The following is a 26,467-nucleotide window of genomic DNA, read 5'->3' as shown; positions in this document are numbered from 1 at the left end:
CACTCACAGCCATCTCCCACCCGCTACGTCAGTACTGCCCGAACAGAACCGTGAGCGACTCGACGAGTCCCACGGACTGAAGATCACACATGACGTGTAGGGGTGACCACGACGCGAATCCGGATCACCCCCACACCCTCTCGGCTACTGCGATGCCTGCTCGCAGATCTCCGAATCGGACAGCACCCGCTGGTACGCGCGGGCGTCATCGATGTCACCACGCCAGTACGACACCCCGGAACCGCCCGACCAGCCACGCCCCACCGCGAACGAGGCCGTCGCCGGCCACGCCGCCGGAGCGGTAGCCTCCGCGACCTCACCCGCACACCGCTGCGGGTCACCCATCACGTACACGCGCATCTTCCCGCTGACCTGGTCATACCGCCCCGCCACATGCACCCACGTGTCCTCCGACGGCAAACCCACCGACAGGCCATCAGCGCAGGCACTGACCTTTCCACCCCCGGAGGAGTCCCCCGACATCACGAAACACCAGCCGCCCTGCCCCCCGTTCGCAGCCTGCTGGAACTGCAACTCGAACCGCGACGCCGTCGACCCGTCCTGCGCCATCACCGTCTGCTTGGTCTGCGCCCCCAGATCACCGGCACGGACCCACGCCATCACCGTGAAACTCTTCGTCGTGTCCAACACCGGACCCGCCGTCGTCACCCGATCACTCGGCCCCGACAGACGCACCGCGTTACCCAAATACCCCGGCACGAACTCAGCGTTCCCACCCAACGTCCCCGGCGCCAACGCACTGCCACCCGACCCGGAATCAGCAGCCGCCACACCCGACGACTCGTCGAACTTCCAATGCGAATACCTGTCGGCCACCGGGGAAACCCAAAACTGGTAGTCGTAGGTGCCACCCGTACCACCGGCGATGTTCTTCGCCTTCACATGCAACGTATGCACCATGTCCGTCGACGGCGTGTAGTTCACGGTGACGGTCTTCGTCGTCGTCCCGGTCGCCGTCACCGTCTGAGCCGACCCCCCATCGACCCACCAGGTGAAGTTCGCGACCTCCGCCGGGCCCGACAGAACGAACGACCCCGCCGTACCCACCACCGCACCCCACGCCCCAGACGGATACTGGGTCGAAGACACCGACGCCGACGGACCGGACGTATCGACCGTGAAGCTGTACCAGGGGCCCCACCCACTCCACAGCCCCAACTCGTCCACCGTGGTCGCATGCCAGTAATACGTTGCCCCCGACGCCAACTTGCCCGCCGGAACCTGAGACGTCGCCACCGCAGTCGCGTTACCCGACGTCGTGACGAACGACCGCGGCATCGTCGTGCTACCCACCACGATCGCCGCCGACAAACTCGCGGCATCACGAATCTCGAACGCCGTCTGCAACACGCCGCCATTCACATCCTGCACCTGCGCCCGCAACGTCGGCGTCACGGTCCGCACCACCGCCGGCGACGAACACTGCACATAGCAATCCGACGTCGTCGTGAACGACAGACCAACCGGCCGCGCCGGAACCATGTCGTACTGCACAACCAGGGCCGTCTTGTTCGGCAAGAAATTCGTCCACTGAGCTGATCTCAGCGACGCGAATGTGTTGATTGGTACGACACGGGCGAACCGGGTCACGCCGGACGGTGCTGGAAGTGGGCGTGGAGCCATCGATAGACAGGTCTTTGCGACAAGATCCACGTCTTCGAGAGGGCTCCACGTGATTGCCTATCGTGCCATGGTCGACGTCCCCAGGGAACTCGTGCAGTACCTCGGCCGGCTGCTTGCCGCGCAACGCCGAGCCAAGGGGACACGGCGCGACACCCGCGCGTTGACCTGCTTCTACCAGGCACTCCTGGTGCTCGTCTGGTTCCGCAAAGGCGAGGACGCGACCCTGCTGGGCGCCGGGTTCGGCATCTCCCGGGCCACTGCGTACCGGTATATGGCCGAGGGTGTCGCAGTGTTGGCCGCGCAGGCCCAGGATCTACACACAGCCCTGCGCCGGGTCGCCGACGACGGCTGGTCGTACGTGATCCTGGACGGAAAGCTGTTCGACTGCGACCGGGTGGCCGAGACCACCCTCAGCGTCAAGGGCGACACGATCGACGCCTGGTATTCCGGCAAGCATCGTGACTTCGGCGGAAACGTTCAAGCGGTCATGCGCCCGGACGGCCTGCCGGTGTGGACCTCCGCGGCGATGCCGGGGCATCTGCACGATCTGACCTGCGCCCAACAGCAGGGCATCACGGCTGCCCTGAACTGGGCCGCCTCCGAACTCGACCTGCCTACCCTGGCCGACTCCGGTTACGAAGGCGCAGGTCAAGGCGTCAAAGTCCCGGTCAAGCAGCCCACCGACGGGCAGCGGCTCGCTCCCGACAACCGCGCCTACAACCGGCTGCTACGCGGACTGCGCTGGCAGGGCGAACGCGGCTTCGCGATCCTGGTCGGACGCTGGAAAACCCTCCGGCATACCACCGCCAGCCCACACCGGATCAGCGACATCCTCGCCGCCGCACTCCACCTGACCCATTTCGAGTACAAGTACCTACCGCAAAGTCGCTGAGATTACTTCACTGATAGTAATCAGACTCGCTGGCCGCCCGCATACCGAACGTCATCGCGGTAGCACCGGCACTCACCCTCGCCTGCACCGCCGACTTCAACGCCCCACCAAACACGTTGTCGTCGTCACCCTTGGGACACGACGCCTCATTCGCATCGAAATGCTTCGTGTCCAGATACTTCAACCAGCCATTAGCCGCGGTATTCCACGTGTACTGATAGAAGTGACTGATATGCTCCGTCTCCCACAACTGGATATCCGTACCCGCACAATCCGCCGTATGATCAGCAGTCACCTTGAAGTCCGCCGACAGGATCGTCGACCCGGCCATAACAGCGAAGTTGTGGAACTGCATGTGCGTACGCCACACATTCGAGGTTTTCCACTGCCGACCCACCTTCAACTCGTCATGCTCGTTGAAATACGAGTGGGTCGGGTTGTCATCCATCACGTTCGTCCAGTACGCCGGCGACGGATACGCGAAATTCGGATCAATATAAACCGGGAAAACCGTGTCCGGCGACCGCAACACTTCTTGCACCGGCACCACCGTCAACCGCGACTCCGAAACCTCCGCATCCATCCGCACCCGATGCGGCTCAGCCGGCTCAGCCGGCTCGTCAACGGCCGCCGCACCCACCAGGGCGTCCAACAACGCCGGCGACCACTCCCCGGACCGGGCTGCCACCTCTACCCCCAACGAGTCGGGAGACGCCCACATCGACGGCGCGGCAGCAGCAAACACCACCTCACCCGCGGCACCCACCGCCTCGATCGCCCCATCCGACTGCTCCCGCAGCGTCACACCCTCCGTCGCCACATCAAACGACAACGACGCCAACGCCGGATTCGCCGCCGCCTCCGGCGACTTCACCACAAACAACTGCTGATACCAGCTGCCACCAACACGAACCTGCAGATCCACACCCGGAAAAACCTCCGGATACGTCGCGAGATCACCACTCAACACCGGCGCCGGCAAACCCGCCGACCACGTCAACGCAATCCGCCGACCAGGCTCACCCAACGTCAACAACGGGCCCGAACCACCACCGGACAACGTCAAATCCTGAGTCGTAGCCACCGGCGACACCGTCCCGTCACCGCTACGCCCCAGAGTCGTGTCAATATCGACCCACTCAGACCCCTGCAACGTCCGAACCGGAACCGGCGACATCACCGCCGTCATCGTCTCATCCGGATTCGCAAACGCCAACAACGTCTCCGACCGCATCGACGACACCTCGACCTGCGCATCACAGGCCTCAGCCGTCGCCAACGCGACCTCGACAGTCGCCACCTCATCGACACACGCCGCCGACGCCGACGCCGCCGGCACGACCGCCCCGCCGAATACCGCGACCACCGCCACCACGGCAGCCAAACCGGCCACCCGCCGCCCGCCACCCCACGGCCACACCACACCGGCCAACAAACCCAGCCCCCCGAAGTCGACACGTCCCAGCGACCCTAGATCAAACCGGAGGAACGCGAAAGACCCTCCACCGAACACGGGCGGTCGGACCCCAAGTCGGACATGCCCACGAAGGTTCGTCATCCATCGCTGAGCCACTCTCACCTGACCGGGTCGGGCGTCTCAGCTCCATAGCACACCGAGGGCATGATCATCCGTACATCCACAGAAGGCGATATTGTTCACAAGCGCGCCGTACGGAGCGGCGATTGCAGGCCGGGTTCGCGGCATCCTGCCGGGCATGAGCAGACGGAACCAGCCGGTCGGCGCGTACGGAGAACGCCGCGTCGTGCGACACCTGATCGCAGCCGGCCTACCGCCCGTGGCCCGCAACTGGCGCACGTCTTCGCCGACCCGGGCTTCGCGCCGCGACACCATCGGCACGTTCCGCACCGCTCCTCGACCAGCGCGCCATATCCGTCGAGGGCCTTCACCTCGTCCGGGTCGAGGTCCTTGCCGTCCGCCGTCTGGAGTTGGTCGACGCGCGCCATCGCGCAGTTGTACGGCCACTCCTTCGGCTTCTTCGCGATCTTCACGCCGGCCGCTTCCAGCTCGGCGGTCAGCTCGGCGACGGCCGCTTTTACCTGCCGCTTGCGGCGCTCCTCGCCGACCTTGTGTTTGATCCCCCAGCCGCTGCCGACGTCCTTGAGGATCTTCTCCATCGTCTTCGGACCGTCCTCGAAATCGGCCAGCTCGGCGACGTCCTCCAAGCTCAGCGGCCGGCGTCGGCGGCCGCGGTGGCCACGTCGCCGAGCTTCGTCAGCTTGAGAGCGGACTGGACATGCTCCCGCTTCCGACCGGTGCGCCGCGCGATCTCGGCGACGTCCAGGCCGAACAGCTCCAGCTGCGCGTACCCGGCCGCCCGCTCCGACGCGGTGATGTCGACGCGCTGGTCGTTCTCGACCAGCATGGCGACGATCTGTTCGGCGGTCAGGCCGACCAAATCAGGCCGGACGAGGCACGGCACGGTCTGCGGCTGATCCTCCGGCCACTCGCCGGCCTCCAGGGCCTCGACCGCAGCGGCGGCTCGCCGGTGGCCGGCGACGATGCGGTGGCCGCCGTCGTCCTCGGGCACGACGGTCAGGGCCTGCCACACGCCGTAGGCGGCGATGGAGGCGCGAAGCTCGGTCAAGTCGCCGATGCTGCGCCGCAGGTTACTCGGGTGCGCGACCAGTTCCCGCAGGTCGAGCTGGGCCAGGTACGGCGCCTTCACCTTCGGGCGGCGTGCCTTCGTGGCTGCTGTCACTCTCATTCCTTCCTAATTCCACGTGAACACACGTACAGCTCGTGCCGTACATAGTCATTGTATCGATTCGAGATCGATGACTGTCCAATCGTCACCGCCCATGACCTGCGACTTTGCCCCGAAGCGGCGACGCCACCACCGCCCGCCTGGACTCCTTCGACCGCAGATACGTCACCCCGTGCACCAGCGCGTCCAGCCGGTCCGGAGAGTCCCCCGACTCCGGCGTCCACATCGTCAGCTGGTCCTCCAACACCGGGAACGCGCCGACGTGATGCACTAGTACTGCAACGGCGGGTCGTAGCTTCGGGTGCGGGAGTGTCAAGTTAACGGCTGATCTTGGTTGTTGAGGTGGTCAGTTGTTGGCCGGGGTGAGCCGGCCTTCGAAGGCGATCTGGAAGGCGTTCAGTGGTGCTTTCCAGCGTATGGTCCAGCGTCGGCGGCCGGCTCCGGTCGGGTCGAGGCTCATCAAGGCCATGTAGACGCACTTGAGTGCGGCCTGCTCGTTCGGGAAGTGGCCACGAGCTCGCACGGCCCTGCGGATACGGGCGTTGACGGACTCGATCGCGTTCGTGGAGCAGATGACCTTGCGGATCTCCACGTCGAAGGCGAGGAACGGCACGAACTCCGCCCACGCGTTCTCCCACAGCTTCACGATCGCCGGATACTTACGGCCCCACGCCTCGGCGAACTCGAGGAACCGCTCGGTGGCGGCGTCCTCGGTCGCCGCGGTGTAGACCGGCCGCAGCGCTTTGGCGATCTTGTCCCAGTCCTGCCGGGCGGCGTAGCGGAACGAGTTGCGCAGCAGGTGCACCACACACGTCTGCACGATCGTGCGCGGCCACACCGTCTCCACCGTCTCCGGCAGTCCCTTGAGCCCGTCACAGACCAGCATCAGCACGTCGGCCACGCCGCGGTTCTTCAACTCGGTGAGCACGTGCAGCCAGTACTTGGCGCCCTCGCCGCCGTCACCGGCCCAGATACCGAGGATGTCGCGGTGGCCGTCGACGGTGACCGCCATCGCGAGGTAGATCGGCCGGTTCGCGACCTGACCGTCCCTGATCTTGACGTTGATGGCGTCGATGAACACGACCGGGTAGACCCGGTCCAGGGGCCGGTTCTGCCACTCGGCCATGCCGTCCATGACCTTGTCGGTGATCGTGGAGATGGTCTGCTTCGACACCTCAGCGCCGTAGACCTCAGCCAGGTGCGCGGCGATCTCGCCGTGGGTCAGGCCCTTGGCCGACAGCGACAGGACCATGTCGTCGACGCCGGTCAGACGCCGCTGCCGCTTACGCACGATCTGCGGCTCGAACGTCCCGGCGGCGTCGCGTGGGACCCGCACCTCGACCGGCCCGACGTCGGTGAGCACCGTCTTGGTCCGGCTGCCGTTACGGGTGTTCCCGCTACCCCGACCCGCCGGGTCGTGCTTGTCGTAGCCGACGTGGTCGGTGATCTCCCCATCCAACGCCGACTCGAGGACCCGCTTCGTCAGCTGCTGCAGCAGCCCACCCTCGCCGGTCAGCTTCAACCCGTCACCACGAGCCCGATCGACCAGCATCGCGATCAACTGCTCATCCGTGACCGCACCCACCGGCTCCACGGCCGGCTGTCCCACGGTGGTCTCGGTCGTCATCTGGCGTCTCTCCCTTGATCGGTCGATCAGCCGTTATTTGGGCCCTGTCTCACTTTCGGTGGTGACGGAGGGTGGCGGGTGTCGTTGTTCCTATGTGGAGGATGTCAACAGACTTGTACAGACGGTGTTCTCGGGGCTGTCCCCGCTGGTCATCGAGGACGTGACCGACGAGGGTGAGCGGATCGTGGTGCGGGCCCGGACGCCGCGTGACACTGCGGTCTGCCCGAGGTGCGGGGCCTCGTCCGGACGGGTGCACGGCTATCACTGGCGGACGGTCGCCGACGTTCCGGTCGACGGGCGCCGGGTGGTGGTCCGTGTGCGGGTGCGGCGTCTGGTGTGCCCCACGCGCGGCTGCCGCCACACCTTCCGTGAACAGGTTCCCGGGGTGCTGGAGCGATACCAGCGCCGCACAGCCCGTTTGAACAGGCAGGTCAAAGCCGTCGTCAAGGAGTTAGCGGGCCGGGCAGGGTCGCGTCTGCTGGCGATACTCGCCATGGGCCTGTCCCGTCACACGGCCCTACGCGCCCTGCTGTGCATCCCGCTGCCCAATGAGCGGACGCCTCGGGTGATCGGCGTTGACGATTTCGCTCTACGCCGGCGGCACCGCTACGCCACCGTGGTGATCGACGCCGAGACCCATGAGCGGATCGACGTGCTACCCGACCGCACCGCCGACACCCTCGAAGCGTGGTTACGCGCACATCCCGGCGTCGAGGTCGTATGCCGCGACGGCTCGGCGACCTACGCCGAGGCCATTCGCCGCGCCCTGCCCGACGCGGTGCAGGTCGCAGACCGGTGGCACCTGTGGCACAACCTCTGTGAAGCCGCCCTCAGCGAGGTGAAGGCGCACAGTACCTGCTGGGCCCCCGTCCTGGACGCACCCATCTACGACGGCCCCCGCGCGCGGACGACCCAGCAACGCTGGCACCAGGTCCATGACCTGCTCGACCAAGGCGTGGGCCTGCTGGAGTGCGCCCGCCGTCTGCAGTTGGCCCTGAACACCGTCAAGCGCTACGCGCGAGCCGACCGGCCCGAGCGGATGCTCCGCGTCCCCAAATACCGTGCCAGCCTCGTCGACCCCTACCGCGAACACCTACGCAAACGTCGAGCCGAGGACCCCAGCGTCGGCGTCAAGCACCTCTTCGACGAGATCAAGACCCTCGGCTTCACCGGCTGCCTCAACCTCCTGCACAAGTACATCAACCAAGGCCGCGCGGACGCCGACCGCAGCCACATCTCCCCACGCCGCCTCGCCCGGATGATCCTCACCAGACCCGACAACCTCAAACCCGAGCGCCGAGATCTACTGGCACGGCTCACCGCAGCCTGCCCAGAGATGACCCAACTCGCCGCCGCTGTCGGACGCTTCGCCGAGCTCCTGACGCCTCAACCCGCAAACACCGACCGGCTCTCGCACTGGATCCTGCAGGTTCGCACGGTCGATCTACCTCATCTGCACGCCTTCACCCGAGGCCTGGAACGCGACCGCGACGCCGTGAACGCCGCGCTCACGCTCCCCTACAGCAACGGCCCCACCGAAGGCGTCAACACCAAGACCAAACGAATCGCACGTCAAATGCACGGACGAGCAGGCTTCACCCTGCTCCGCCACCGCATCCTCCTCGGATAACAGCACCCACCGTCACCACCGAAAGTGAGACAGGGCCGTTATTTGTACAGTCCCGCCTGAACCGAATTGGGCAGCAGAGTCGCGCACGATCGTGTGCCCGAGGAAGTCGAAGCCCTGGTCGATGTGCACCACGCGGGTCTTGTCTTCGGCCAGGCGTAGCCCGAGTGGGGCGATGACCTGGGCGATCTCATCGAGCAGCGCCTGGGCGTGATGTTGTTGGCCTTTGACGAGCACGACGAAGTCGTCGGCGTAGCGCACGAGCCGCCAGGTGGCCAGCCCGCGTGCCCGCCGCCGGTGCCGCTGGTTGCCGTCGCCGAAGGATTTCCACTGCCGGTTGAAGTGTTCATCCAGCGTGGACAGGGCGATGTTGGCCAGCAGTGGTGACAAGATCCCGCCTTGCGGGGTGCCCCGCCACGAGTCGTGGCGTTCGCCGGTGCCGGTCATGATCCCGGCCTTGAGGAACGCTTTGACCAGCGCGAGGGTCTTCCTGTCCTTGACGCGTGCCCGCACCCGATCCATCAGCGCCACGTGATCGATCTCGTCGAAACACGCGGCGATGTCGGCTTCCACGATCCACTCGTAGTCGCGGGGGCGGGAGGTGAACGCGTGGATCTCCGCGATGGCATCATGCGCCCGTCGCATCGGCCGGAAGCCGTATGAGCAGGGCAGGAAGTCCGCCTCGAAGATCGGTTCAAGAACAAGCTTCAGCGCGGCCTGGACCACGCGGTCGGTGACGGTGGGGATACCCAGCCTCCGGACCTTGCCGGATGCCTTCGGAATCTCCACCTGCCGCACCGGCGTTGGCCGGAACTGTCCGGACTTGAGCAGGTCCCGGACCTGGTCGAGGAACGCGCTCACCCCGATCCGGTGGACGATGTAGGACACGGTGGCCCGATCGACCCCGGCGGTCCGCGCTCCGGCGTTCGTGCTCACCCGCTGCCAGGCAACGGTGAGGAACGCCGGGTCGTAGACCAGGTTGAACAGATCGGTAAACCGGCGGGAGCGATCGTCTCCCGCCCAACGGTGCAGTTTGACCTGCATCTTCCGTACCAGCCCCCGGGCGAGCATCTCGTCCGGCCAGCTGACGCCGGTATTCACCGACGTGTCTTCGGACATTGCAGCGTTCTCCCTGTCTGACACACTGCCGCCCTTCCCCATGCGCTGGGCTTTCCCCAACTCGGAGTACTACGGCGGCTCCGCCCCGACCACGCCCTTCGACGGGCGACGCGTCTATCCCCGATACTCCGCCCCGGCCGGACGGGCATTCAGGGACCGCGACGTGACCGGTTCCCACGTTCACTGCCTTCCGGTCGACGGGTTAGGCACCCGGCTGTACCCCTGCGGCATCGTCACGGCTACGCCGTAGACCTTCACCGTGACCTCCCAGGCCAGCAATCAAGAACCTCCCAGGAGTTCCCCGACCACCCACTCGCGATGATCAGATACGCACCGCCTACCAGCCCAAATCCACCGGGTTGGAGCTGGCCTACACATGAAGAGGCCTCGGACACCGGTTCCTCTCGTATGCCTTCCCGTCTTGCTCCCCGAACCCAATCCATCCGGTAGTGCTGGACCGTCCCGGGTTCGTCGCGGCTGCTCCCACCCTCCCCACCATCCCGCGGGTCAGGCTGCCGCCAGCTTCAACCAGCCACTACGATGGCCGGAAGATAGATGGTCTTTCACCCCTATCCGGTAAGACAGCGCCTCGTGGCGCACTTGATCCTGTAGAGCAGTTTTGAGCCAGTCGGATCTTGGCCCGGCAGGCTCGTGGAGTGGGGGCTATGCGATGGCGGCGATGTCGCCGTCGTCGAAGTAGATGGCTTGGTGGAGGCGTCCGCCGAGGGCGGCGGCGTAGCGGGCGACGATGTCTTGGCCGGAGATTTTGCCTTGTTCGATCTGGGAGACGCGGCCTTTGGTGACGCCCATGCGGTCGGCGACCTGCTGTTGGGTGAGGCCGCGGGCGCGGCGTACCTCGGCGAGGCGGTGTCCGACCACGGTGGCGAGGAGTTCCTGCTTGCCTTCTTCGACGGCCTGTTCGCCGCCGGCGCGCTCGACGTGGGTGGTGCGGATGTCGCGCCAGCGTGCGTAGTTGCTCATGGCTGTCGGCCCTCCTCGTTAGCGCGTTCCTTCAGGTAGATCTCGTAACGTTGCTCGGCCAGGGGGATCGCTTCGGTGTACCACTGCTGCCAGCGTCCGGTCTTGTCTCCGGCGACGAGCAGGATGCTGGAGCGCCACGGGTCGAACGCGAACAGGATGCGCACGGTGCCGGGGCGCAGCTCTTTGAGGTTGGCGATCGCCGAGCTGTGGATCGTGTCGACCAGCGGCCGGCCGAGCCCTGGGCCGGCGTCGGCGAGTAGGTCGATGGCTTGCACGACGCGGGCGTGGGTGAGTGGATCGAGGTTGTCGATCCACTCCTGTACCTCGTTGACGAGGTAGATCTCCCACTCGCCAGCAGCCATGCCCGGAGTATAGCGGATGCTATACCGGGGGTGGCAACACGAGGGCGATGCATCGACCTGGGCGGGCCTGATGGTCCTGGGTCGCCTGTGGGAGTCTCTTCGGGTTGCCGTCACCGTCGCCGTCAACACCGATAAGCTTCGATGCACTGACGGGGCGCCGCCCACGAAAGGCCGGGTGAAACGCTGTGAAAACGTAAGTCACACTGCGTGACGGGGTGAAAATCCCACACGTACTATGTGCTCGCCGGCGACACCCCGGTCCTCGTGCACAACACCAACGGTTGTCCAAGAAATGGGCATCTAGCTGGTGGGAGCCATCCGAAGACTGGTGTTCCGTTCGATCGGAATGGATATCCTGACTTCTCGGCCTGGCGTCATCCTGATGTGCCTGACGTCCGGATTGGGCTGTCCGGTAACCGGTCTACAGACTTCGCCCGCGCCAACCGAGCGGCTGGGCTGGATCGTACTCCCGATGGGTACACGTGGCATCATCACCAAGATGCGGGGCTCATGCAGCTAATCGAGAGAGGCGTCCATGCAAAGACAGGGCACACCGGAGGATTCTCTGCGCGTTAGGGCGGAGTTATGATCGAGATATTCGAAGATAATGATTACTACACCGGCCCGCAGCTGGATGCTGGCAGGGTGCGTCAGGCAGAGGAAAGCTTGGGCGTACGCTTGCCGCGCAGCTACGTTGAGCTGCTGCTTCAGCGCAACGGGGGGGTCCCTCGGCGCCGTTGCTATCCGACCGACTTCAGTACGTCCTGGGCTCCTGATCGCATTCAGATTAGCGCGATTCGTGGAATAGGTGGCGAGTGGGGAATTGATTCCACGTCTGGCCTGGGTAGCGCCGATATGATTGCAGAGTGGGGTTATCCAGAGATTGGAGTTGTTATTTGTGACATGCCGTCGGCCGGCCATGATGCAGTCATGCTCGACTATTCGGCGTCCGGTGATGAGGGTGACCCCACCGTTGCGTACATCGACGAAGACCGAGTAGTCAGGCGTCTAGCTGCATCCTTTGAAGACTTCTTGAGTCGGCTCGTGTCGTGTGATCGTTTCGCCTAATACCGAGGACCGTGCAAGGCGAAAGCCGTCTGATTATGGTGCGACGTAGCCACTAGGGAGTGTCAAGTTAACGGCTGATCTTGGTTGTTGAGGTGGTCAGTTGTTGGCCGGGGTGAGCCGGCCTTCGAAGGCGATCTGGAAGGCGTTCAGTGGTGCTTTCCAGCGTATGGTCCAGCGTCGGCGGCCGGCTCCGGTCGGGTCGAGGCTCATCAAGGCCATGTAGACGCACTTGAGTGCGGCCTGCTCGTTCGGGAAGTGGCCACGAGCTCGCACGGCCCTGCGGATACGGGCGTTGACGGACTCGATCGCGTTCGTGGAGCAGATGACCTTGCGGATCTCCACGTCGAAGGCGAGGAACGGCACGAACTCCGCCCACGCGTTCTCCCACAGCTTCACGATCGCCGGATACTTACGGCCCCACGCCTCGGCGAACTCGAGGAACCGCTCGGTGGCGGCGTCCTCGGTCGCCGCGGTGTAGACCGGCCGCAGCGCTTTGGCGATCTTGTCCCAGTCCTGCCGGGCGGCGTAGCGGAACGAGTTGCGCAGCAGGTGCACCACACACGTCTGCACGATCGTGCGCGGCCACACCGTCTCCACCGTCTCCGGCAGTCCCTTGAGCCCGTCACAGACCAGCATCAGCACGTCGGCCACGCCGCGGTTCTTCAACTCGGTGAGCACGTGCAGCCAGTACTTGGCGCCCTCGCCGCCGTCACCGGCCCAGATACCGAGGATGTCGCGGTGGCCGTCGACGGTGACCGCCATCGCGAGGTAGATCGGCCGGTTCGCGACCTGACCGTCCCTGATCTTGACGTTGATGGCGTCGATGAACACGACCGGGTAGACCCGGTCCAGGGGCCGGTTCTGCCACTCGGCCATGCCGTCCATGACCTTGTCGGTGATCGTGGAGATGGTCTGCTTCGACACCTCAGCGCCGTAGACCTCAGCCAGGTGCGCGGCGATCTCGCCGTGGGTCAGGCCCTTGGCCGACAGCGACAGGACCATGTCGTCGACGCCGGTCAGACGCCGCTGCCGCTTACGCACGATCTGCGGCTCGAACGTCCCGGCGGCGTCGCGTGGGACCCGCACCTCGACCGGCCCGACGTCGGTGAGCACCGTCTTGGTCCGGCTGCCGTTACGGGTGTTCCCGCTACCCCGACCCGCCGGGTCGTGCTTGTCGTAGCCGACGTGGTCGGTGATCTCCCCATCCAACGCCGACTCGAGGACCCGCTTCGTCAGCTGCTGCAGCAGCCCACCCTCGCCGGTCAGCTTCAACCCGTCACCACGAGCCCGATCGACCAGCATCGCGATCAACTGCTCATCCGTGACCGCACCCACCGGCTCCACGGCCGGCTGTCCCACGGTGGTCTCGGTCGTCATCTGGCGTCTCTCCCTTGATCGGTCGATCAGCCGTTATTTGGGCCCTGTCTCACTTTCGGTGGTGACGGAGGGTGGCGGGTGTCGTTGTTCCTATGTGGAGGATGTCAACAGACTTGTACAGACGGTGTTCTCGGGGCTGTCCCCGCTGGTCATCGAGGACGTGACCGACGAGGGTGAGCGGATCGTGGTGCGGGCCCGGACGCCGCGTGACACTGCGGTCTGCCCGAGGTGCGGGGCCTCGTCCGGACGGGTGCACGGCTATCACTGGCGGACGGTCGCCGACGTTCCGGTCGACGGGCGCCGGGTGGTGGTCCGTGTGCGGGTGCGGCGTCTGGTGTGCCCCACGCGCGGCTGCCGCCACACCTTCCGTGAACAGGTTCCCGGGGTGCTGGAGCGATACCAGCGCCGCACAGCCCGTTTGAACAGGCAGGTCAAAGCCGTCGTCAAGGAGTTAGCGGGCCGGGCAGGGTCGCGTCTGCTGGCGATACTCGCCATGGGCCTGTCCCGTCACACGGCCCTACGCGCCCTGCTGTGCATCCCGCTGCCCAATGAGCGGACGCCTCGGGTGATCGGCGTTGACGATTTCGCTCTACGCCGGCGGCACCGCTACGCCACCGTGGTGATCGACGCCGAGACCCATGAGCGGATCGACGTGCTACCCGACCGCACCGCCGACACCCTCGAAGCGTGGTTACGCGCACATCCCGGCGTCGAGGTCGTATGCCGCGACGGCTCGGCGACCTACGCCGAGGCCATTCGCCGCGCCCTGCCCGACGCGGTGCAGGTCGCAGACCGGTGGCACCTGTGGCACAACCTCTGTGAAGCCGCCCTCAGCGAGGTGAAGGCGCACAGTACCTGCTGGGCCCCCGTCCTGGACGCACCCATCTACGACGGCCCCCGCGCGCGGACGACCCAGCAACGCTGGCACCAGGTCCATGACCTGCTCGACCAAGGCGTGGGCCTGCTGGAGTGCGCCCGCCGTCTGCAGTTGGCCCTGAACACCGTCAAGCGCTACGCGCGAGCCGACCGGCCCGAGCGGATGCTCCGCGTCCCCAAATACCGTGCCAGCCTCGTCGACCCCTACCGCGAACACCTACGCAAACGTCGAGCCGAGGACCCCAGCGTCGGCGTCAAGCACCTCTTCGACGAGATCAAGACCCTCGGCTTCACCGGCTGCCTCAACCTCCTGCACAAGTACATCAACCAAGGCCGCGCGGACGCCGACCGCAGCCACATCTCCCCACGCCGCCTCGCCCGGATGATCCTCACCAGACCCGACAACCTCAAACCCGAGCGCCGAGATCTACTGGCACGGCTCACCGCAGCCTGCCCAGAGATGACCCAACTCGCCGCCGCTGTCGGACGCTTCGCCGAGCTCCTGACGCCTCAACCCGCAAACACCGACCGGCTCTCGCACTGGATCCTGCAGGTTCGCACGGTCGATCTACCTCATCTGCACGCCTTCACCCGAGGCCTGGAACGCGACCGCGACGCCGTGAACGCCGCGCTCACGCTCCCCTACAGCAACGGCCCCACCGAAGGCGTCAACACCAAGACCAAACGAATCGCACGTCAAATGCACGGACGAGCAGGCTTCACCCTGCTCCGCCACCGCATCCTCCTCGGATAACAGCACCCACCGTCACCACCGAAAGTGAGACAGGGCCGTTATTTGTACAGTCCCGCCTGAACCGAATTGGGCAGCAGAGTCGCGCACGATCGTGTGCCCGAGGAAGTCGAAGCCCTGGTCGATGTGCACCACGCGGGTCTTGTCTTCGGCCAGGCGTAGCCCGAGTGGGGCGATGACCTGGGCGATCTCATCGAGCAGCGCCTGGGCGTGATGTTGTTGGCCTTTGACGAGCACGACGAAGTCGTCGGCGTAGCGCACGAGCCGCCAGGTGGCCAGCCCGCGTGCCCGCCGCCGGTGCCGCTGGTTGCCGTCGCCGAAGGATTTCCACTGCCGGTTGAAGTGTTCATCCAGCGTGGACAGGGCGATGTTGGCCAGCAGTGGTGACAAGATCCCGCCTTGCGGGGTGCCCCGCCACGAGTCGTGGCGTTCGCCGGTGCCGGTCATGATCCCGGCCTTGAGGAACGCTTTGACCAGCGCGAGGGTCTTCCTGTCCTTGACGCGTGCCCGCACCCGATCCATCAGCGCCACGTGATCGATCTCGTCGAAACACGCGGCGATGTCGGCTTCCACGATCCACTCGTAGTCGCGGGGGCGGGAGGTGAACGCGTGGATCTCCGCGATGGCATCATGCGCCCGTCGCATCGGCCGGAAGCCGTATGAGCAGGGCAGGAAGTCCGCCTCGAAGATCGGTTCAAGAACAAGCTTCAGCGCGGCCTGGACCACGCGGTCGGTGACGGTGGGGATACCCAGCCTCCGGACCTTGCCGGATGCCTTCGGAATCTCCACCTGCCGCACCGGCGTTGGCCGGAACTGTCCGGACTTGAGCAGGTCCCGGACCTGGTCGAGGAACGCGCTCACCCCGATCCGGTGGACGATGTAGGACACGGTGGCCCGATCGACCCCGGCGGTCCGCGCTCCGGCGTTCGTGCTCACCCGCTGCCAGGCAACGGTGAGGAACGCCGGGTCGTAGACCAGGTTGAACAGATCGGTAAACCGGCGGGAGCGATCGTCTCCCGCCCAACGGTGCAGTTTGACCTGCATCTTCCGTACCAGCCCCCGGGCGAGCATCTCGTCCGGCCAGCTGACGCCGGTATTCACCGACGTGTCTTCGGACATTGCAGCGTTCTCCCTGTCTGACACACTGCCGCCCTTCCCCATGCGCTGGGCTTTCCCCAACTCGGAGTACTACGGCGGCTCCGCCCCGACCACGCCCTTCGACGGGCGACGCGTCTATCCCCGATACTCCGCCCCGGCCGGACGGGCATTCAGGGACCGCGACGTGACCGGTTCCCACGTTCACTGCCTTCCGGTCGACGGGTTAGGCACCCGGCTGTACCCCTGCGGCATCGTCACGGCTACGCCGTAGACCTTCACCGTGACCTCCCAGGCCAGCAATCAAGAACCTCCCAGGAGTTCCCCGACCACCCACTCGCGATGATCAGATACGCACCGCCTACCAGCCCAAATCCACCGGGTTGGAGCTGGCCTACACATGAAGAGGCCTCGGACACCGGTTCCTCTCGTATGCCTTCCCGTCTTGCTCCCCGAACCCAATCCATCCGGTAGTGCTGGACCGTCCCGGGTTCGTCGCGGCTGCTCCCACCCTCCCCACCATCCCGCGGGTCAGGCTGCCGCCAGCTTCAACCAGCCACTACGATGGCCGGAAGATAGATGGTCTTTCACCCCTATCCGGTAAGACAGCGCCTCGTGGCGCACTTGATCCTGTAGAGCAGTTTTGAGCCAGTCGGATCTTGGCCCGGCAGGCTCGTGGAGTGGGGGCTATGCGATGGCGGCGATGTCGCCGTCGTCGAAGTAGATGGCTTGGTGGAGGCGTCCGCCGAGGGCGGCGGCGTAGCGGGCGACGATGTCTTGGCCGGAGATTTTGCCTTGTTCGATCTGGGAGACGCGGCCTTTGGTGACGCCCATGCGGTCGGCGACCTGCTGTTGGGTGAGGCCGCGGGCGCGGCGTACCTCGGCGAGGCGGTGTCCGACCACGGTGGCGAGGAGTTCCTGCTTGCCTTCTTCGACGGCCTGTTCGCCGCCGGCGCGCTCGACGTGGGTGGTGCGGATGTCGCGCCAGCGTGCGTAGTTGCTCATGGCTGTCGGCCCTCCTCGTTAGCGCGTTCCTTCAGGTAGATCTCGTAACGTTGCTCGGCCAGGGGGATCGCTTCGGTGTACCACTGCTGCCAGCGTCCGGTCTTGTCTCCGGCGACGAGCAGGATGCTGGAGCGCCACGGGTCGAACGCGAACAGGATGCGCACGGTGCCGGGGCGCAGCTCTTTGAGGTTGGCGATCGCCGAGCTGTGGATCGTGTCGACCAGCGGCCGGCCGAGCCCTGGGCCGGCGTCGGCGAGTAGGTCGATGGCTTGCACGACGCGGGCGTGGGTGAGTGGATCGAGGTTGTCGATCCACTCCTGTACCTCGTTGACGAGGTAGATCTCCCACTCGCCAGCAGCCATGCCCGGAGTATAGCGGATGCTATACCGGGGGTGGCAACACGAGGGCGATGCATCGACCTGGGCGGGCCTGATGGTCCTGGGTCGCCTGTGGGAGTCTCTTCGGGTTGCCGTCACCGTCGCCGTCAACACCGATAAGCTTCGATGCACTGACGGGGCGCCGCCCACGAAAGGCCGGGTGAAACGCTGTGAAAACGTAAGTCACACTGCGTGACGGGGTGAAAATCCCACACGTACTATGTGCTCGCCGGCGACACCCCGGTCCTCGTGCACAACACCAACGGTTGTCCAAGAAATGGGCATCTAGCTGGTGGGAGCCATCCGAAGACTGGTGTTCCGTTCGATCGGAATGGATATCCTGACTTCTCGGCCTGGCGTCATCCTGATGTGCCTGACGTCCGGATTGGGCTGTCCGGTAACCGGTCTACAGACTTCGCCCGCGCCAACCGAGCGGCTGGGCTGGATCGTACTCCCGATGGGTACACGTGGCATCATCACCAAGATGCGGGGCTCATGCAGCTAATCGAGAGAGGCGTCCATGCAAAGACAGGGCACACCGGAGGATTCTCTGCGCGTTAGGGCGGAGTTATGATCGAGATATTCGAAGATAATGATTACTACACCGGCCCGCAGCTGGATGCTGGCAGGGTGCGTCAGGCAGAGGAAAGCTTGGGCGTACGCTTGCCGCGCAGCTACGTTGAGCTGCTGCTTCAGCGCAACGGGGGGGTCCCTCGGCGCCGTTGCTATCCGACCGACTTCAGTACGTCCTGGGCTCCTGATCGCATTCAGATTAGCGCGATTCGTGGAATAGGTGGCGAGTGGGGAATTGATTCCACGTCTGGCCTGGGTAGCGCCGATATGATTGCAGAGTGGGGTTATCCAGAGATTGGAGTTGTTATTTGTGACATGCCGTCGGCCGGCCATGATGCAGTCATGCTCGACTATTCGGCGTCCGGTGATGAGGGTGACCCCACCGTTGCGTACATCGACGAAGACCGAGTAGTCAGGCGTCTAGCTGCATCCTTTGAAGACTTCTTGAGTCGGCTCGTGTCGTGTGATCGTTTCGCCTAATACCGAGGACCGTGCAAGGCGAAAGCCGTCTGATTATGGTGCGACGTAGCCACTAGGGAGTGTCAAGTTAACGGCTGATCTTGGTTGTTGAGGTGGTCAGTTGTTGGCCGGGGTGAGCCGGCCTTCGAAGGCGATCTGGAAGGCGTTCAGTGGTGCTTTCCAGCGTATGGTCCAGCGTCGGCGGCCGGCTCCGGTCGGGTCGAGGCTCATCAAGGCCATGTAGACGCACTTGAGTGCGGCCTGCTCGTTCGGGAAGTGGCCACGAGCTCGCACGGCCCTGCGGATACGGGCGTTGACGGACTCGATCGCGTTCGTGGAGCAGATGACCTTGCGGATCTCCACGTCGAAGGCGAGGAACGGCACGAACTCCGCCCACGCGTTCTCCCACAGCTTCACGATCGCCGGATACTTACGGCCCCACGCCTCGGCGAACTCGAGGAACCGCTCGGTGGCGGCGTCCTCGGTCGCCGCGGTGTAGACCGGCCGCAGCGCTTTGGCGATCTTGTCCCAGTCCTGCCGGGCGGCGTAGCGGAACGAGTTGCGCAGCAGGTGCACCACACACGTCTGCACGATCGTGCGCGGCCACACCGTCTCCACCGTCTCCGGCAGTCCCTTGAGCCCGTCACAGACCAGCATCAGCACGTCGGCCACGCCGCGGTTCTTCAACTCGGTGAGCACGTGCAGCCAGTACTTGGCGCCCTCGCCGCCGTCACCGGCCCAGATACCGAGGATGTCGCGGTGGCCGTCGACGGTGACCGCCATCGCGAGGTAGATCGGCCGGTTCGCGACCTGACCGTCCCTGATCTTGACGTTGATGGCGTCGATGAACACGACCGGGTAGACCCGGTCCAGGGGCCGGTTCTGCCACTCGGCCATGCCGTCCATGACCTTGTCGGTGATCGTGGAGATGGTCTGCTTCGACACCTCAGCGCCGTAGACCTCAGCCAGGTGCGCGGCGATCTCGCCGTGGGTCAGGCCCTTGGCCGACAGCGACAGGACCATGTCGTCGACGCCGGTCAGACGCCGCTGCCGCTTACGCACGATCTGCGGCTCGAACGTCCCGGCGGCGTCGCGTGGGACCCGCACCTCGACCGGCCCGACGTCGGTGAGCACCGTCTTGGTCCGGCTGCCGTTACGGGTGTTCCCGCTACCCCGACCCGCCGGGTCGTGCTTGTCGTAGCCGACGTGGTCGGTGATCTCCCCATCCAACGCCGACTCGAGGACCCGCTTCGTCAGCTGCTGCAGCAGCCCACCCTCGCCGGTCAGCTTCAACCCGTCACCACGAGCCCGATCGACCAGCATCGCGATCAACTGCTCATCCGTGACCGCACCCACCGGCTCCACGGCCGGCTGTCCCACGGTGGTCTCGGTCGTCATCTGGCGTCTCTCCCTTGATCGGTCGATCAGCCGTTATTTGGGCCCTGTCTCACTTTCGGTGGTGACGGAGGGTGGCGGGTGTCGTTGTTCCTATGTGGAGGATGTCAACAGACTTGTACAGACGGTGTTCTCGGGGCTGTCCCCGCTGGTCATCGAGGACGTGACCGACGAGGGTGAGCGGATCGTGGTGCGGGCCCGGACGCCGCGTGACACTGCGGTCTGCCCGAGGTGCGGGGCCTCGTCCGGACGGGTGCACGGCTATCACTGGCGGACGGTCGCCGACGTTCCGGTCGACGGGCGCCGGGTGGTGGTCCGTGTGCGGGTGCGGCGTCTGGTGTGCCCCACGCGCGGCTGCCGCCACACCTTCCGTGAACAGGTTCCCGGGGTGCTGGAGCGATACCAGCGCCGCACAGCCCGTTTGAACAGGCAGGTCAAAGCCGTCGTCAAGGAGTTAGCGGGCCGGGCAGGGTCGCGTCTGCTGGCGATACTCGCCATGGGCCTGTCCCGTCACACGGCCCTACGCGCCCTGCTGTGCATCCCGCTGCCCAATGAGCGGACGCCTCGGGTGATCGGCGTTGACGATTTCGCTCTACGCCGGCGGCACCGCTACGCCACCGTGGTGATCGACGCCGAGACCCATGAGCGGATCGACGTGCTACCCGACCGCACCGCCGACACCCTCGAAGCGTGGTTACGCGCACATCCCGGCGTCGAGGTCGTATGCCGCGACGGCTCGGCGACCTACGCCGAGGCCATTCGCCGCGCCCTGCCCGACGCGGTGCAGGTCGCAGACCGGTGGCACCTGTGGCACAACCTCTGTGAAGCCGCCCTCAGCGAGGTGAAGGCGCACAGTACCTGCTGGGCCCCCGTCCTGGACGCACCCATCTACGACGGCCCCCGCGCGCGGACGACCCAGCAACGCTGGCACCAGGTCCATGACCTGCTCGACCAAGGCGTGGGCCTGCTGGAGTGCGCCCGCCGTCTGCAGTTGGCCCTGAACACCGTCAAGCGCTACGCGCGAGCCGACCGGCCCGAGCGGATGCTCCGCGTCCCCAAATACCGTGCCAGCCTCGTCGACCCCTACCGCGAACACCTACGCAAACGTCGAGCCGAGGACCCCAGCGTCGGCGTCAAGCACCTCTTCGACGAGATCAAGACCCTCGGCTTCACCGGCTGCCTCAACCTCCTGCACAAGTACATCAACCAAGGCCGCGCGGACGCCGACCGCAGCCACATCTCCCCACGCCGCCTCGCCCGGATGATCCTCACCAGACCCGACAACCTCAAACCCGAGCGCCGAGATCTACTGGCACGGCTCACCGCAGCCTGCCCAGAGATGACCCAACTCGCCGCCGCTGTCGGACGCTTCGCCGAGCTCCTGACGCCTCAACCCGCAAACACCGACCGGCTCTCGCACTGGATCCTGCAGGTTCGCACGGTCGATCTACCTCATCTGCACGCCTTCACCCGAGGCCTGGAACGCGACCGCGACGCCGTGAACGCCGCGCTCACGCTCCCCTACAGCAACGGCCCCACCGAAGGCGTCAACACCAAGACCAAACGAATCGCACGTCAAATGCACGGACGAGCAGGCTTCACCCTGCTCCGCCACCGCATCCTCCTCGGATAACAGCACCCACCGTCACCACCGAAAGTGAGACAGGGCCGTTATTTGTACAGTCCCGCCTGAACCGAATTGGGCAGCAGAGTCGCGCACGATCGTGTGCCCGAGGAAGTCGAAGCCCTGGTCGATGTGCACCACGCGGGTCTTGTCTTCGGCCAGGCGTAGCCCGAGTGGGGCGATGACCTGGGCGATCTCATCGAGCAGCGCCTGGGCGTGATGTTGTTGGCCTTTGACGAGCACGACGAAGTCGTCGGCGTAGCGCACGAGCCGCCAGGTGGCCAGCCCGCGTGCCCGCCGCCGGTGCCGCTGGTTGCCGTCGCCGAAGGATTTCCACTGCCGGTTGAAGTGTTCATCCAGCGTGGACAGGGCGATGTTGGCCAGCAGTGGTGACAAGATCCCGCCTTGCGGGGTGCCCCGCCACGAGTCGTGGCGTTCGCCGGTGCCGGTCATGATCCCGGCCTTGAGGAACGCTTTGACCAGCGCGAGGGTCTTCCTGTCCTTGACGCGTGCCCGCACCCGATCCATCAGCGCCACGTGATCGATCTCGTCGAAACACGCGGCGATGTCGGCTTCCACGATCCACTCGTAGTCGCGGGGGCGGGAGGTGAACGCGTGGATCTCCGCGATGGCATCATGCGCCCGTCGCATCGGCCGGAAGCCGTATGAGCAGGGCAGGAAGTCCGCCTCGAAGATCGGTTCAAGAACAAGCTTCAGCGCGGCCTGGACCACGCGGTCGGTGACGGTGGGGATACCCAGCCTCCGGACCTTGCCGGATGCCTTCGGAATCTCCACCTGCCGCACCGGCGTTGGCCGGAACTGTCCGGACTTGAGCAGGTCCCGGACCTGGTCGAGGAACGCGCTCACCCCGATCCGGTGGACGATGTAGGACACGGTGGCCCGATCGACCCCGGCGGTCCGCGCTCCGGCGTTCGTGCTCACCCGCTGCCAGGCAACGGTGAGGAACGCCGGGTCGTAGACCAGGTTGAACAGATCGGTAAACCGGCGGGAGCGATCGTCTCCCGCCCAACGGTGCAGTTTGACCTGCATCTTCCGTACCAGCCCCGGGCGAGCATCTCGTCCGGCCAGCTGACGCCGGTATTCACCGACGTGTCTTCGGACATTGCAGCGTTCTCCCTGTCTGACACACTGCCGCCCTTCCCCATGCGCTGGGCTTTCCCCAACTCGGAGTACTACGGCGGCTCCGCCCCGACCACGCCCTTCGACGGGCGACGCGTCTATCCCCGATACTCCGCCCCGGCCGGACGGGCATTCAGGGACCGCGACGTGACCGGTTCCCACGTTCACTGCCTTCCGGTCGACGGGTTAGGCACCCGGCTGTACCCCTGCGGCATCGTCACGGCTACGCCGTAGACCTTCACCGTGACCTCCCAGGCCAGCAATCAAGAACCTCCCAGGAGTTCCCCGACCACCCACTCGCGATGATCAGATACGCACCGCCTACCAGCCCAAATCCACCGGGTTGGAGCTGGCCTACACATGAAGAGGCCTCGGACACCGGTTCCTCTCGTATGCCTTCCCGTCTTGCTCCCCGAACCCAATCCATCCGGTAGTGCTGGACCGTCCCGGGTTCGTCGCGGCTGCTCCCACCCTCCCCACCATCCCGCGGGTCAGGCTGCCGCCAGCTTCAACCAGCCACTACGATGGCCGGAAGATAGATGGTCTTTCACCCCTATCCGGTAAGACAGCGCCTCGTGGCGCACTTGATCCTGTAGAGCAGTTTTGAGCCAGTCGGATCTTGGCCCGGCAGGCTCGTGGAGTGGGGGCTATGCGATGGCGGCGATGTCGCCGTCGTCGAAGTAGATGGCTTGGTGGAGGCGTCCGCCGAGGGCGGCGGCGTAGCGGGCGACGATGTCTTGGCCGGAGATTTTGCCTTGTTCGATCTGGGAGACGCGGCCTTTGGTGACGCCCATGCGGTCGGCGACCTGCTGTTGGGTGAGGCCGCGGGCGCGGCGTACCTCGGCGAGGCGGTGTCCGACCACGGTGGCGAGGAGTTCCTGCTTGCCTTCTTCGACGGCCTGTTCGCCGCCGGCGCGCTCGACGTGGGTGGTGCGGATGTCGCGCCAGCGTGCGTAGTTGCTCATGGCTGTCGGCCCTCCTCGTTAGCGCGTTCCTTCAGGTAGATCTCGTAACGTTGCTCGGCCAGGGGGATCGCTTCGGTGTACCACTGCTGCCAGCGTCCGGTCTTGTCTCCGGCGACGAGCAGGATGCTGGAGCGCCACGGGTCGAACGCGAACAGGATGCGCACGGTGCCGGGGCGCAGCTCTTTGAGGTTGGCGATCGCCGAGCTGTGGATCGTGTCGACCAGCGGCCGGCCGAGCCCTGGGCCGGCGTCGGCGAGTAGGTCGATGGCTTGCACGACGCGGGCGTGGGTGAGTGGATCGAGGTTGTCGATCCACTCCTGTACCTCGTTGACGAGGTAGATCTCCCACTCGCCAGCAGCCATGCCCGGAGTATAGCGGATGCTATACCGGGGGTGGCAACACGAGGGCGATGCATCGACCTGGGCGGGCCTGATGGTCCTGGGTCGCCTGTGGGAGTCTCTTCGGGTTGCCGTCACCGTCGCCGTCAACACCGATAAGCTTCGATGCACTGACGGGGCGCCGCCCACGAAAGGCCGGGTGAAACGCTGTGAAAACGTAAGTCACACTGCGTGACGGGGTGAAAATCCCACACGTACTATGTGCTCGCCGGCGACACCCCGGTCCTCGTGCACAACACCAACGGTTGTCCAAGAAATGGGCATCTAGCTGGTGGGAGCCATCCGAAGACTGGTGTTCCGTTCGATCGGAATGGATATCCTGACTTCTCGGCCTGGCGTCATCCTGATGTGCCTGACGTCCGGATTGGGCTGTCCGGTAACCGGTCTACAGACTTCGCCCGCGCCAACCGAGCGGCTGGGCTGGATCGTACTCCCGATGGGTACACGTGGCATCATCACCAAGATGCGGGGCTCATGCAGCTAATCGAGAGAGGCGTCCATGCAAAGACAGGGCACACCGGAGGATTCTCTGCGCGTTAGGGCGGAGTTATGATCGAGATATTCGAAGATAATGATTACTACACCGGCCCGCAGCTGGATGCTGGCAGGGTGCGTCAGGCAGAGGAAAGCTTGGGCGTACGCTTGCCGCGCAGCTACGTTGAGCTGCTGCTTCAGCGCAACGGGGGGGTCCCTCGGCGCCGTTGCTATCCGACCGACTTCAGTACGTCCTGGGCTCCTGATCGCATTCAGATTAGCGCGATTCGTGGAATAGGTGGCGAGTGGGGAATTGATTCCACGTCTGGCCTGGGTAGCGCCGATATGATTGCAGAGTGGGGTTATCCAGAGATTGGAGTTGTTATTTGTGACATGCCGTCGGCCGGCCATGATGCAGTCATGCTCGACTATTCGGCGTCCGGTGATGAGGGTGACCCCACCGTTGCGTACATCGACGAAGACCGAGTAGTCAGGCGTCTAGCTGCATCCTTTGAAGACTTCTTGAGTCGGCTCGTGTCGTGTGATCGTTTCGCCTAATACCGAGGACCGTGCAAGGCGAAAGCCGTCTGATTATGGTGCGACGTAGCCACTAGGGAGTGTCAAGTTAACGGCTGATCTTGGTTGTTGAGGTGGTCAGTTGTTGGCCGGGGTGAGCCGGCCTTCGAAGGCGATCTGGAAGGCGTTCAGTGGTGCTTTCCAGCGTATGGTCCAGCGTCGGCGGCCGGCTCCGGTCGGGTCGAGGCTCATCAAGGCCATGTAGACGCACTTGAGTGCGGCCTGCTCGTTCGGGAAGTGGCCACGAGCTCGCACGGCCCTGCGGATACGGGCGTTGACGGACTCGATCGCGTTCGTGGAGCAGATGACCTTGCGGATCTCCACGTCGAAGGCGAGGAACGGCACGAACTCCGCCCACGCGTTCTCCCACAGCTTCACGATCGCCGGATACTTACGGCCCCACGCCTCGGCGAACTCGAGGAACCGCTCGGTGGCGGCGTCCTCGGTCGCCGCGGTGTAGACCGGCCGCAGCGCTTTGGCGATCTTGTCCCAGTCCTGCCGGGCGGCGTAGCGGAACGAGTTGCGCAGCAGGTGCACCACACACGTCTGCACGATCGTGCGCGGCCACACCGTCTCCACCGTCTCCGGCAGTCCCTTGAGCCCGTCACAGACCAGCATCAGCACGTCGGCCACGCCGCGGTTCTTCAACTCGGTGAGCACGTGCAGCCAGTACTTGGCGCCCTCGCCGCCGTCACCGGCCCAGATACCGAGGATGTCGCGGTGGCCGTCGACGGTGACCGCCATCGCGAGGTAGATCGGCCGGTTCGCGACCTGACCGTCCCTGATCTTGACGTTGATGGCGTCGATGAACACGACCGGGTAGACCCGGTCCAGGGGCCGGTTCTGCCACTCGGCCATGCCGTCCATGACCTTGTCGGTGATCGTGGAGATGGTCTGCTTCGACACCTCAGCGCCGTAGACCTCAGCCAGGTGCGCGGCGATCTCGCCGTGGGTCAGGCCCTTGGCCGACAGCGACAGGACCATGTCGTCGACGCCGGTCAGACGCCGCTGCCGCTTACGCACGATCTGCGGCTCGAACGTCCCGGCGGCGTCGCGTGGGACCCGCACCTCGACCGGCCCGACGTCGGTGAGCACCGTCTTGGTCCGGCTGCCGTTACGGGTGTTCCCGCTACCCCGACCCGCCGGGTCGTGCTTGTCGTAGCCGACGTGGTCGGTGATCTCCCCATCCAACGCCGACTCGAGGACCCGCTTCGTCAGCTGCTGCAGCAGCCCACCCTCGCCGGTCAGCTTCAACCCGTCACCACGAGCCCGATCGACCAGCATCGCGATCAACTGCTCATCCGTGACCGCACCCACCGGCTCCACGGCCGGCTGT

The 26,467-nt window shown here is 65.3% G+C and carries 28 protein-coding genes and 1 pseudogene; 12 read left to right on the top strand and 17 right to left on the bottom strand.

All coding sequences use genetic code 11. The features are described 5' to 3' along the window. Positions 1 to 144 precede the first annotated feature (144 nt). Positions 145 to 981, bottom strand: coding sequence for a LamG domain-containing protein (locus QTQ03_RS27680; RefSeq protein WP_289280571.1), 837 nt, complete (start codon positions 979 to 981; stop codon positions 145 to 147). Positions 982 to 1,279: 298 nt separating this feature from the next. Between QTQ03_RS27680 and QTQ03_RS27675 the strand changes: the two genes are divergently transcribed. Both QTQ03_RS27675 and QTQ03_RS27670 read left to right on the top strand, forming a co-directional pair. Further along, complete coding sequence (locus QTQ03_RS27675) at positions 1,280 to 1,453, top strand: hypothetical protein (RefSeq protein WP_289280570.1); 174 nt, start codon at positions 1,280 to 1,282, stop codon at positions 1,451 to 1,453. Between the two features lie 240 nt (positions 1,454 to 1,693). Then, a complete protein-coding gene (locus tag QTQ03_RS27670) occupies positions 1,694 to 2,536 on the top strand; it encodes a transposase family protein (protein ID WP_289276277.1) in 843 nt (280 codons plus the stop codon). 7 nt (positions 2,537 to 2,543) lie between these two features. On the opposite strand, the gene QTQ03_RS27665 is transcribed toward QTQ03_RS27670, so the two are convergent. Continuing rightward, positions 2,544 to 3,908 carry a hypothetical protein gene (locus QTQ03_RS27665; RefSeq protein WP_289280569.1) on the bottom strand — a complete coding sequence of 455 codons (1,365 nt, stop codon included), beginning with the start codon at positions 3,906 to 3,908 and terminating at the stop codon, positions 2,544 to 2,546. A 343-nt stretch (positions 3,909 to 4,251) separates the two neighbouring features. Between QTQ03_RS27665 and QTQ03_RS27660 the strand changes: the two are divergent. After that, positions 4,252 to 4,350, top strand: a pseudogene (locus tag QTQ03_RS27660) (YraN family protein); the annotation flags it as partial. A gap of 372 nt (positions 4,351 to 4,722) precedes the next feature. Here QTQ03_RS27660 and QTQ03_RS27655 read toward each other — a convergent pair. The 3 genes from QTQ03_RS27655 to QTQ03_RS27645 form a co-directional block, all read right to left on the bottom strand. Then, positions 4,723 to 5,256 (bottom strand): ParB/RepB/Spo0J family partition protein, encoded by a 534-nt coding sequence (locus tag QTQ03_RS27655; RefSeq protein ID WP_289280568.1) that lies wholly within the window; start codon positions 5,254 to 5,256, stop codon positions 4,723 to 4,725. Positions 5,257 to 5,347: 91 nt separating this feature from the next. Next, a complete protein-coding gene (locus QTQ03_RS27650) occupies positions 5,348 to 5,533 on the bottom strand; it encodes a hypothetical protein (RefSeq protein ID WP_289280567.1) in 186 nt (61 codons plus the stop codon). Between the two features lie 75 nt (positions 5,534 to 5,608). Continuing rightward, on the bottom strand, positions 5,609 to 6,814 hold the full coding sequence (locus QTQ03_RS27645; protein ID WP_289280776.1) for an IS256 family transposase: 1,206 nt from the start codon (positions 6,812 to 6,814) through the stop codon (positions 5,609 to 5,611). Between the two features lie 169 nt (positions 6,815 to 6,983). Here QTQ03_RS27645 and QTQ03_RS27640 point away from each other — a divergent pair, with 169 nt between their 5' ends. Next, positions 6,984 to 8,519, top strand: coding sequence for an ISL3 family transposase (locus tag QTQ03_RS27640; RefSeq protein ID WP_502889716.1), 1,536 nt, complete (start codon positions 6,984 to 6,986; stop codon positions 8,517 to 8,519). A 12-nt stretch (positions 8,520 to 8,531) separates the two neighbouring features. On the opposite strand, the gene ltrA (QTQ03_RS27635) is transcribed toward QTQ03_RS27640, so the two are convergent. The 3 genes from ltrA (QTQ03_RS27635) to QTQ03_RS27625 all read right to left on the bottom strand — a co-directional run bounded on the left by ltrA (QTQ03_RS27635) (position 8,532) and on the right by QTQ03_RS27625 (position 10,978). Further along, positions 8,532 to 9,635, bottom strand: a complete 1,104-nt coding sequence (ltrA, locus tag QTQ03_RS27635) for a group II intron reverse transcriptase/maturase (protein ID WP_289280566.1) — start codon at positions 9,633 to 9,635, stop codon at positions 8,532 to 8,534. A 663-nt stretch (positions 9,636 to 10,298) separates the two neighbouring features. Further along, positions 10,299 to 10,616 (bottom strand): helix-turn-helix domain-containing protein, encoded by a 318-nt coding sequence (locus QTQ03_RS27630; protein WP_289280564.1) that lies wholly within the window; start codon positions 10,614 to 10,616, stop codon positions 10,299 to 10,301. Further along, entirely contained in the window at positions 10,613 to 10,978 is a 366-nt protein-coding gene (locus QTQ03_RS27625) for a type II toxin-antitoxin system RelE/ParE family toxin (protein ID WP_289280563.1), read from the bottom strand. The genes QTQ03_RS27630 and QTQ03_RS27625 overlap by 4 nt, the downstream gene beginning before the upstream one ends. Positions 10,979 to 11,215: 237 nt before the next feature. Between QTQ03_RS27625 and QTQ03_RS30470 the strand changes: the two genes are divergently transcribed. Continuing rightward, entirely contained in the window at positions 11,216 to 11,554 is a 339-nt protein-coding gene (locus QTQ03_RS30470; protein WP_353890620.1) for an HNH endonuclease, read from the top strand. 9 nt (positions 11,555 to 11,563) lie between these two features. Then, a complete protein-coding gene (locus QTQ03_RS27620; protein WP_289280562.1) occupies positions 11,564 to 12,046 on the top strand; it encodes an SMI1/KNR4 family protein in 483 nt (160 codons plus the stop codon). Positions 12,047 to 12,142: 96 nt separating this feature from the next. Here the strand turns inward: QTQ03_RS27620 and QTQ03_RS27615 are convergent, their stop codons facing one another. After that, positions 12,143 to 13,348, bottom strand: coding sequence for an IS256 family transposase (locus tag QTQ03_RS27615; protein WP_289280776.1), 1,206 nt, complete (start codon positions 13,346 to 13,348; stop codon positions 12,143 to 12,145). Between the two features lie 169 nt (positions 13,349 to 13,517). Between QTQ03_RS27615 and QTQ03_RS27610 the strand changes: the two genes are divergently transcribed. Then, the gene (locus QTQ03_RS27610) at positions 13,518 to 15,053 is read left to right on the top strand and encodes an ISL3 family transposase (protein WP_502889716.1); all 1,536 of its coding nucleotides are present in this window, start codon (positions 13,518 to 13,520) and stop codon (positions 15,051 to 15,053) included. A gap of 12 nt (positions 15,054 to 15,065) precedes the next feature. On the opposite strand, the gene ltrA (QTQ03_RS27605) is transcribed toward QTQ03_RS27610, so the two are convergent. The 3 genes from ltrA (QTQ03_RS27605) to QTQ03_RS27595 form a co-directional block, all read right to left on the bottom strand. After that, positions 15,066 to 16,169 carry a group II intron reverse transcriptase/maturase gene (gene ltrA, locus QTQ03_RS27605; RefSeq protein ID WP_289280566.1) on the bottom strand — a complete coding sequence of 368 codons (1,104 nt, stop codon included), beginning with the start codon at positions 16,167 to 16,169 and terminating at the stop codon, positions 15,066 to 15,068. Positions 16,170 to 16,832: 663 nt separating this feature from the next. After that, complete coding sequence (locus tag QTQ03_RS27600; RefSeq protein ID WP_289280564.1) at positions 16,833 to 17,150, bottom strand: helix-turn-helix domain-containing protein; 318 nt, start codon at positions 17,148 to 17,150, stop codon at positions 16,833 to 16,835. Then, positions 17,147 to 17,512 carry a type II toxin-antitoxin system RelE/ParE family toxin gene (locus QTQ03_RS27595; RefSeq protein WP_289280563.1) on the bottom strand — a complete coding sequence of 122 codons (366 nt, stop codon included), beginning with the start codon at positions 17,510 to 17,512 and terminating at the stop codon, positions 17,147 to 17,149. The genes QTQ03_RS27600 and QTQ03_RS27595 overlap by 4 nt, the downstream gene beginning before the upstream one ends. A gap of 237 nt (positions 17,513 to 17,749) precedes the next feature. Between QTQ03_RS27595 and QTQ03_RS30465 the strand changes: the two genes are divergently transcribed. Together QTQ03_RS30465 and QTQ03_RS27590 are read left to right on the top strand one after the other, a co-directional pair. Then, positions 17,750 to 18,088 carry an HNH endonuclease gene (locus tag QTQ03_RS30465; protein WP_353890620.1) on the top strand — a complete coding sequence of 113 codons (339 nt, stop codon included), beginning with the start codon at positions 17,750 to 17,752 and terminating at the stop codon, positions 18,086 to 18,088. A gap of 9 nt (positions 18,089 to 18,097) precedes the next feature. After that, a complete protein-coding gene (locus tag QTQ03_RS27590) occupies positions 18,098 to 18,580 on the top strand; it encodes an SMI1/KNR4 family protein (RefSeq protein WP_289280562.1) in 483 nt (160 codons plus the stop codon). Between the two features lie 96 nt (positions 18,581 to 18,676). On the opposite strand, the gene QTQ03_RS27585 is transcribed toward QTQ03_RS27590, so the two are convergent. After that, entirely contained in the window at positions 18,677 to 19,882 is a 1,206-nt protein-coding gene (locus QTQ03_RS27585) for an IS256 family transposase (RefSeq protein ID WP_289280776.1), read from the bottom strand. Positions 19,883 to 20,051: 169 nt separating this feature from the next. On the opposite strand from QTQ03_RS27585, the gene QTQ03_RS27580 reads away from it, so the two are divergent. After that, positions 20,052 to 21,587 carry an ISL3 family transposase gene (locus QTQ03_RS27580; protein WP_502889716.1) on the top strand — a complete coding sequence of 512 codons (1,536 nt, stop codon included), beginning with the start codon at positions 20,052 to 20,054 and terminating at the stop codon, positions 21,585 to 21,587. A 12-nt stretch (positions 21,588 to 21,599) separates the two neighbouring features. Here QTQ03_RS27580 and ltrA (QTQ03_RS27575) read toward each other — a convergent pair whose 3' ends face one another. The 3 genes from ltrA (QTQ03_RS27575) to QTQ03_RS27565 all read right to left on the bottom strand — a co-directional run bounded on the left by ltrA (QTQ03_RS27575) (position 21,600) and on the right by QTQ03_RS27565 (position 24,045). Beyond that, positions 21,600 to 22,628 (bottom strand): group II intron reverse transcriptase/maturase, encoded by a 1,029-nt coding sequence (ltrA, locus tag QTQ03_RS27575; protein ID WP_289280565.1) that lies wholly within the window; start codon positions 22,626 to 22,628, stop codon positions 21,600 to 21,602. 737 nt (positions 22,629 to 23,365) lie between these two features. Further along, complete coding sequence (locus tag QTQ03_RS27570) at positions 23,366 to 23,683, bottom strand: helix-turn-helix domain-containing protein (RefSeq protein WP_289280564.1); 318 nt, start codon at positions 23,681 to 23,683, stop codon at positions 23,366 to 23,368. Beyond that, positions 23,680 to 24,045, bottom strand: coding sequence for a type II toxin-antitoxin system RelE/ParE family toxin (locus QTQ03_RS27565; RefSeq protein ID WP_289280563.1), 366 nt, complete (start codon positions 24,043 to 24,045; stop codon positions 23,680 to 23,682). Before QTQ03_RS27565 ends, QTQ03_RS27570 begins: the two co-directional genes overlap by 4 nt. 237 nt (positions 24,046 to 24,282) lie before the next feature. Between QTQ03_RS27565 and QTQ03_RS30460 the strand changes: the two genes are divergently transcribed. Further along, complete coding sequence (locus QTQ03_RS30460; protein WP_353890620.1) at positions 24,283 to 24,621, top strand: HNH endonuclease; 339 nt, start codon at positions 24,283 to 24,285, stop codon at positions 24,619 to 24,621. A gap of 9 nt (positions 24,622 to 24,630) precedes the next feature. Further along, on the top strand, positions 24,631 to 25,113 hold the full coding sequence (locus QTQ03_RS27560; protein ID WP_289280562.1) for an SMI1/KNR4 family protein: 483 nt from the start codon (positions 24,631 to 24,633) through the stop codon (positions 25,111 to 25,113). Between the two features lie 96 nt (positions 25,114 to 25,209). Here the strand turns inward: QTQ03_RS27560 and QTQ03_RS27555 are convergent, their stop codons facing one another. Then, positions 25,210 to 26,415: an IS256 family transposase gene (locus QTQ03_RS27555; RefSeq protein WP_289280776.1), complete on the bottom strand. Its 1,206-nt coding sequence runs from the start codon at positions 26,413 to 26,415 to the stop codon at positions 25,210 to 25,212. Positions 26,416 to 26,467 lie beyond the last annotated feature (52 nt).

Origin of the sequence: Micromonospora sp. WMMA1363 (assembly GCF_030345795.1) — a bacterium.
In the GTDB taxonomy this organism is placed as follows: Bacteria; Actinomycetota; Actinomycetes; order Mycobacteriales; family Micromonosporaceae; genus Micromonospora.
This window is presented reverse-complemented; position numbering and strand designations above follow the sequence as displayed.